At 46.1% G+C, this 7,941-nt stretch carries 6 protein-coding genes; 5 read left to right on the top strand and 1 reads right to left on the bottom strand.

The features are described 5' to 3' along the window. Positions 1-527: transposase (locus BTW00_RS08620; protein WP_178379279.1), on the bottom strand; the 527-nt coding region annotated here is incomplete at its 3' end. A 443-nt stretch (positions 528-970) separates the two neighbouring features. Between BTW00_RS08620 and BTW00_RS08615 the strand changes: the two genes are divergently transcribed. From BTW00_RS08615 to BTW00_RS08595, 5 genes are all read left to right on the top strand, one after another. Then, positions 971-2,035 carry an ABC transporter substrate-binding protein gene (locus BTW00_RS08615; RefSeq protein ID WP_075107059.1) on the top strand — a complete coding sequence of 355 codons (1,065 nt, stop codon included), beginning with the start codon at positions 971-973 and terminating at the stop codon, positions 2,033-2,035. Positions 2,036-2,167: 132 nt separating this feature from the next. Next, the gene (locus BTW00_RS08610) at positions 2,168-3,199 is read left to right on the top strand and encodes an ABC transporter substrate-binding protein (RefSeq protein WP_075107058.1); all 1,032 of its coding nucleotides are present in this window, start codon (positions 2,168-2,170) and stop codon (positions 3,197-3,199) included. A 442-nt stretch (positions 3,200-3,641) separates the two neighbouring features. Further along, the gene (locus tag BTW00_RS08605; protein ID WP_075107057.1) at positions 3,642-4,541 is read left to right on the top strand and encodes an ABC transporter permease; all 900 of its coding nucleotides are present in this window, start codon (positions 3,642-3,644) and stop codon (positions 4,539-4,541) included. Between the two features lie 64 nt (positions 4,542-4,605). Next, positions 4,606-5,400 (top strand): ABC transporter ATP-binding protein, encoded by a 795-nt coding sequence (locus BTW00_RS08600; protein ID WP_075107056.1) that lies wholly within the window; start codon positions 4,606-4,608, stop codon positions 5,398-5,400. A 191-nt stretch (positions 5,401-5,591) separates the two neighbouring features. Beyond that, positions 5,592-7,922: an FdhF/YdeP family oxidoreductase gene (locus BTW00_RS08595; protein ID WP_075107055.1), complete on the top strand. Its 2,331-nt coding sequence runs from the start codon at positions 5,592-5,594 to the stop codon at positions 7,920-7,922. Positions 7,923-7,941: the final 19 nt, after the last annotated feature.

Raw genomic sequence — 7,941 nt, 5'->3', positions numbered from 1 at the left:
TCTTGACGTACTTTGACGACAATACAGTCTAAATAGACAATAGGATAAACACTGCTTAACGGCCGGTTCTGCCATGCAGTGATGTCCTCTAAGATGTTGTCAGTGACTCTTGAAACCAAGCTACTTGAGATATCGACATCGTAGAGCTCTTTAATGCTCTCTACAATCTCGGTGGTGGTTTGGCCCTTGGCGTAAAGAAATATGATTTTATCATCAAGCCCTGAGATACGGGTTTGATGCTTGCACACAAGTGTAGGTTCAAAGTCACCATCACGGTCTCTTGGGGTAGATATCTCAAGATCGCCTGTGTCACTGCGGACGGTCTTTTTAGTGTGGCCATTGCGCTTGTTAGGTTTATCGGCTTTTTCATGCTTAGGATAGCCGAGATGATCTTCCATCTCGGCTTCAAGGGCAGTGTCGATAAAAGATTGCATGAGCTGCTTTTGAAAGTCTTTGATGTCATCAAAGCTGTTCATGCTGCCAGCCATTTGCTCGGCCAGTTTCTTGATATCAGATTGGTTAGTCATTGCTTATTCTCCTGTTAGTGGATTATAAGCAGTTACACAAAGTTTGGGAAAGGCTCTAAAAAAAGGCGTTAAGGGGTGTGTTTTTGTGGTCAAACGCTCACGTCCACGCTTATGGCAATGCTCAAAACAATATTTAAGATAATGCCCGTTATTCTTACTAAATACACCTATGACGAAAGCGCCTTAATTTTTTATTGCGATAACTTACATTGCTGTCATAATATGAACATAATAATCGACGGAACGATTACTTTATTTAATGGTTAGCCTGCTATTTTGGCATCAACATAGTATTGACTTGGCTAATCTGCATTCTCCAATATCTTTTTTAAAACCAAAGAGAACCAAACAGATCATTTGAGCATTGCTACTAGCAGGCTTAACCAATCTGGCAGTACTCACTTGGTTTTTATGATTGATATAACCTATGAGTTATCCTAATAATGACTATTGCTTCTACTCTACGCTTAAGCCTATATGGCGTTGCTCTTAGTGCCATTAGCACACTTGGCCTGATAGGCTGCTCGAACTCCTCTACTGACACAGCCGCCACTACTGAAAATAGCTCTGCTGCAGATGTAGAAAAACCTGCCAAATCTATTGCGATTACCCAAATCGTTGAGCATCCATCATTGGATGATATGCGCCGCGGTATTATTGATGAGCTGGCAGACAATGGTTATGTCGAAGGCCAAAACCTAACGGTCAACTTCCAAAGTGCACAGGGCAATACAGCGACAGCAGGACAGATTGCTAAGCAGTTTGCAGGAGACAATCCGGACGCCATCGTCGCTATCTCGACGCCATCGGCCCAGTCGATTGTCGCTGCGACCACTACTATTCCTATCATTTATACGGCCGTATCAGATCCACTAGGCGCTAAGCTCATCAATGAAGATGGCAAGCCTTTTCAAAGCAATTTGACGGGATTATCAAGTCAATTACCACTAGAGCCGCAGTTAGATTTACTACAACAAATAAAGCCTGAGATGAAAACAATCGGTTATGTCTACAGCCCAGGCGAAGCAAACTCAGTGTCATTGCGTGATAGTCTAAAACAAGCCCTGCCAGCACGAGGTCTGACATTGTTAGATATACCTGCCAATCGTCCAACCGATATCGGTATGGCAACCCGTAGCCTACAAGGACGCGCAGATATCATTTATACCTCGTTTGACAACAACGTCGCCTCTGCTTTTGAGGCTATGACTCAAGCAGCAAACGAGTTGAAACTCCCTATTGTTGCATCGGATGAGTTTAGCGTGAAGCGCGGCGCGGCAGCTGCTCTTGGCGTTAATGATTATGACTTTGGCCGTACTACAGGCAAGATGGTGTACCGCGTATTAAATGGCGAGGCGATCAATACCATTGAACCTGCCGTCATGAACGATCTAACCTTATATATCAGCCCTAAGCATGCCAAAACCCAAGGCGTTAGTTTGCCAGCAGAGTTGCTAAAAAATGGCATCAATGTTGATGAACAAGCGCAAAGCACTGATAACAAATAGCACGAATAAAATAAATAGTGCTGAATAGTAATACTGAAAAATACCCTGTAGCCATCATAAGTGGCTCGCTTTACCCTTTTACCCATCTATTAATAATGTACGGAAACATTATTACTTTTAGGAGTGAGACCCATGTTGTATCAAAATCGTTTTAATTTTGGCAAAGCGTTACTACTAGGCGGTGTATGCACTGCTATCTTAACGGGTTGTAATCAATCATCCCAAGATACTAGCACGACTGATACTGCGTCTACTGGCGATACTGCTACCGAAATGAAAACTGTTGCTATCACTGCTATCGTTGAACATCCAGCACTTGATGATGTTCGCAAAGGCGTGATCGATGAGTTAAACGAAGCAGGATTCAAAGATGGTGAAAACCTAACGGTCAACTTCCAAAGCGCACAAGGTAACACTGCGACAGCCGGTCAGATTGCCAAACAGTTCGTCGCTGATGATCCAGATGTGATCGTGGCGATTGCTACCCCATCTGCACAGTCTGTGGCCGCCTCAACGAGCAGCATTCCACTGGTATTCTCTGCGGTGACTGATCCAGTCGCTGCCAAGCTAGTGCCAAGTTTGGACGGCTCTGGCACCAATGTTACAGGCGCATCAGATGCCCTACCGTACGAGCCACAAATCGACTTGATGCGTCAAATCATTCCATCATTAAAAAATGTCGGTTATGTCTATAGTCCAGGTGAAGTCAACTCAACGATTATCTTACAAAATCTAAAAGAGAAATTGACACCGCTTGGCATCAACGTGCTTGAAGCACCAGCACAGCGTAGTAATGACATCGCAATGGCAGCACGCAGCCTAGAAGGTAAGGTCGATATGATCTACACCTCAACAGACAATAACGTGGTATCCGCTTACGAGTCACTCTATCAAATCGCCAAAGAAAGCAAGATTCCACTGATCGCCTCAGATACCAGCTCAGTTGAGCGCGGTGCGGTTGCAGCATTAGGCGTAGATTATTATGAGCTTGGCCGTGAAACGGGTAAAATCGTTGTTCGTATCTTGAATGGTGAAAAAGCAGGCGCTATCCCTGTTTACACCCCACAAGCGCTTAACCTGTATGTCAGCCCAAAACATGCTGAAGAAGAAGGCATTACTTTGTCACAAGCAGTTATCGATAAAGCAAAAGAAGTGGTAGAATAACGCACCTTTTTATTTGGTTTACCATAGCAGCCATGAGCAAAATCATAGTATGAATCAGTGATTGCGCTTTTGTGCTGTCATGCTAAATGTTTGACAAGAAACCCAGCTATGAGTCAGTAGGCTGGGCTTCTTGTTTCAGCAGAACCTGTTTAAATAGCTTGTTTCATATATTGCTGTAGTTAGCTTATGGCTTATCTGATACTTGTTAAGTAAAATACATTTTTGCTGTATTGGATATTGCCGTTGCTTGAATCAGCGCTTTAAACCAAGGTAACTTATGATCGTTGTTAATCGTGACCTGTTTTGGTTTACCCTAACCGCAGATTGCTTAATCTGTTAAATTCACCGCTTAGCTGTTTAGCATGTAGAAGGTTTTGGCGCTTGCCACTCACCTATCTTGGTTCCATACGCTAGACACTGAGTTATGACTTACTGATCTCTTATGTCTTTAATTGCTTTTTTTGGTGCGCTTGAAAGTGGTCTGATCTATGGCCTCGTCGCACTCGGTGTGCTGATCTCATTTCGTACACTCGACTTCCCTGACTTGACAGCGGACGGTAGCTTTCCGTTAGGTGGCGCGGTCGCTGGTATCTCTATCGTTGCTGGGATTAATCCTTGGCTCGCTTGTGCTTTTGGTATGCTAGCAGGCTCAATCGCCGGTATCGTTACTGCATGGCTGCACGTCAAACTTGGCATCCTACAATTGCTTGCCAGTATCTTGGTGATGGTTGCCCTATATTCTGTCAACCTACGCATCATGGGCGCCCCAAACCTACCGCTACTTGGTGAAACGACGGTATTTAGTACCTTAGTGACTAATGGCAATGGCTATTGGATGCGCTGTCTGATTATCGGTGTGGTCGTGGCGATTGCTATGTTATTTTTGAATTGGTTCTATAGCACCGAGACTGGTCTGTCGATGCGTGCGACAGGCTCAAATCTCAGAATGGCACAGGCGCAAGGTATCAATACCTCATGGATGACCATCATCGGTATGGCGATCTCTAACGGCTTGATTGCCTTAGCGGGTGCGCTATTTGTACAAACCCAAGGCGGCGCTGACATCTCTATCGGTATTGGTACCATCGTTATTGGTCTGGCAGCCGTTATTATTGGTGAGACCATCATTCCTGCCAAACGTATTTGGTTAATTACCTTTGCGGTTGTGGTCGGTGCAGTATTGTACAAGCTGTTTATTCAGGTCGCACTATCGAGCGATACGCTACGTAGTATCGGCTTTGGCCCGCAAGATTTGAACTTAATTACCGCGTTACTCGTGGTACTGGCTTTGGTCTTACCAAAAGCCAAAACGAAGTTTTTATCACGCAAAGTTCGCGCCTAATGACAGTTTAAGCAAGTACCAACAGCACTTGCTTTGCCCGAAGAGATAATAAGGAATAACGATTATGATGCAAGCCACCGATTTACAGTTGACCTTTAATCCAGGCACACCTATCGAAAACCCTGCCCTACGTGGTATTAGTTTGAATATCGCTGATGGTGAGTTCGTCACTGTTATTGGTACAAATGGTGCAGGTAAATCGACTTTTTTGAACGCAGTAAGCGGTACCACGCGCGTCGATAGTGGTTCAATCTTGCTAAATGGCATTGATGTCACCAAAAAATCCGCCCATCAACGTGCACACTGGGTCGCTCGTGTTTTTCAGGATCCGATGGCAGGTACTTGTGAAGCGCTGACGATCGAAGAAAACATGGCCTTGGCCTATAAACGTGGCGGCAAGCGCGGCTTGAAGTTTGCACTAAATCAAAGCAACCGTGACTTGTTTCGAGAAAAACTGTCTGTGTTAAAACTGGGTCTAGAGAATCGTCTGACAGACCGTATGGGGTTGCTCTCTGGTGGTCAACGTCAAGCGGTGAGTCTGCTGATGGCATCGCTACAGCCCTCTAAGATTTTATTGCTCGATGAGCATACTGCGGCTCTTGATCCAAAGACTGCCGCCTTTGTTTTAGAATTGACAGATAAAATTGTCACAGACAACAAGCTCACCACCATGATGGTGACGCACTCTATGCAACAAGCATTGGCACATGGTACGCGCACCGTGATGCTACACCAAGGGCAAGTGGTCTTGGACGTGTCTGGAGACATTCGTAAAGGCATGACCGTACACGATTTGTTAGATATGTTCGAGCAAACACGCGGTGAAAAGGTTGAAGACGATAGCTTGATTTTAAGCTAATATTTTCCAACTTATGAATTTTATGTAGCAGATATAACTGTTTTAGCTGCTCCTAAAACCTTTAAGAAAATTGATGTTTCTTGAAGGTTTTTTGTTATCTATAGTTAATGATCATATGAAGTTTCTGTTGACCATTATATAGTTGTTTTCTATCAGTGCTTCGCTATTGTCATCTATCTAAGAGGTCTGTCATGCGCAAAATTCCTATCTACTCCCACCCTGCTGCTGGTTGGCCTGCGCTGATCTCCTCGACTCAAAAATTGATGGACTATCAAACGTTTTTACGGGGTGGTCTTAGCGTGCTTAAAAGCAATCAACCTCAAGGCGGATTTGACTGCCCTGGCTGTGCATGGCCTGACCATAAATCACACAAGACCATTAATGTCTGTGAGAACGGAATCAAGGTCATTGCCAGTGAGACCATGACACAAAAAGCAGACGCTGATTTTTTTGCAAGGCATACCGTGACCGAGTTACAAGGATGGTCTGGCTACGAACTTGAGCATAGTGGTCGTTTGTCAGAACCGATGTACTATAATGCCGCACAAGATCGCTATGTACCGATTTCTTGGGAGGCCGCTTATCAGTGTATCGCTGAGCAATTAGGTCAACTTGACTCACCAGATGAGGCGTTATTTTATACCTCAGGGCGCGTGACCAACGAGCCGGCCTTTATGTATCAGCTGTTTGTTCGCAGCTTTGGCACCAACAATCTGCCTGACTGCTCGAACATGTGCCATGAGCCGACCTCAGTGATGCTCGGTAAACAGCTAGGCGTCGGCAAAGCGACAGTCATGCTAGAAGATTTTGAGCAAGCCAAGCTCATATTGATGTTTGGTCAAAACCCTGCCACCAACCATCCGCGCATGCTCGAGATGCTCGCTCATGCCCATGAGCAAGGCTGCCAAATCCTCTCGATAAACCCCATGCGCGAGCAAGGCTTGAGTAAGTTTCGAAACCCACAAAAACCCACGCATATGGCAGCAGGCCAAAGCGATACCATGATCGATGAAGTCGTGCAAATCCAAATAGGCGGCGATGCAGCGCTGCTAACGGGTATTGCCAAATGGCTGATTGAAAATGATAGAATCAACCATGATTTTATTACCACTCATACCTCAGGGTTCGAACCATTAAAACAATGGCTGACCGAGCAATCATGGACGGATATCGAGCAAGGCTGCGGTATCGCTCAGACAGAGATTATCAGGCTTGCTAAGTTGGTCGCCGATAGTCCAGCGACCATTTGCACATGGGGCATGGGCATCACTCAGCATGTACAAGGCGATGACAATGTAGCGATGATTACCAACCTATTATTATTGATGGGTATGATTGGCATTGAGGGCGCAGGCGCATCTCCTGTGCGTGGACACTCTAACGTACAAGGCGATCGCACCATGGGTATCCATGAACGCCCAGCGCAAAAGCTACTCGATAGTCTAGCGCGCGTCTTTAAGCGCCCAATGCCGCAAGCAGCAGGCTTTGATGTGGTGACAGGTGCCAAAGCATTGATCGCAGGTAAGCTAAAAGTCTTTATGAGTATGGGCGGTAACTATGCCGTGGCCGCCCCCGATACCAGCGCTATCGAGCAAGCACTCACCACCACACAGCTCAATATATTTGTGGGCACCAAGCTCAATGAAACTATGCTCTACCCCGGGGTGCACAATCTAATACTGCCTTGTCTAGGGCGTACTGAGCGTATCGTGACGGCCAAAGGTAAGCAGTTTGCCACCATCGAAGACTCTATGTGTCAGATTGTCCCAACGCAAGGCACCCTAACACCAGTCAGCGACGCGCTCAAATCCGAGGCGCAGATCGTCGCCGATATCGCCACGCATGTGCTCAAGACTGATACCGACATTCCTTGGCAGGCGATGAGTGCCGACTTCGATCTCATTCGCGACTATATCGCCCAAGCGATTGACGGCTTTGAGAACTTCAACACGCGCATTCGGGCAGCCGAGCGCGGGTTTCATTTGTATCATGCGGCTCGCCATCGTGTATGGAACACCGCAAGCGGTAAAGCTCAGTTTGAAGTACCACAATACCCTATCACTTATGTCGCTGCCCAAATGGCGGATACACATGACATTGATCATGAGGACACAACGCAAAAGGTTTGGCAATTGACCAGTGTCCGTAGTCACGATCAATTTAATACCATGATATTCGGGTTTAAAGACCGCTATCGCCAGACCAATCGCCGCGACGTGCTATTTATGCATCCAGATGAGATGAGCCGCCTAGGCTGGCAAAAAGGAGATCAGGTGATGGTATCGCGGCACGCCAGCAGCTCAAGCCACACAGCGTATAAAAACAAGCCGCGCGTACTAGGGCCGCTCATATTGACTGAGATGGATATCGCCGCCAATGCCGTCGCCGCCTATTATCCTGAATGTAACGACCTGTTTGATTTGGATACCCATGCGCCAGACTCTCATATCCCAGCATACAAATCGACGACCGTGATCTTAGAGCGTGTGAATACAAGTGTTCAGACAGTCGAACCTGTATAAGTGGTGATGATCACTGAAA

Source organism: Psychrobacter sp. C 20.9 (genome assembly GCF_001921765.1).
Lineage (GTDB): Bacteria > Pseudomonadota > Gammaproteobacteria > Pseudomonadales > Moraxellaceae > Psychrobacter > Psychrobacter piscatorii_B.
This window is presented reverse-complemented; position numbering and strand designations above follow the sequence as displayed.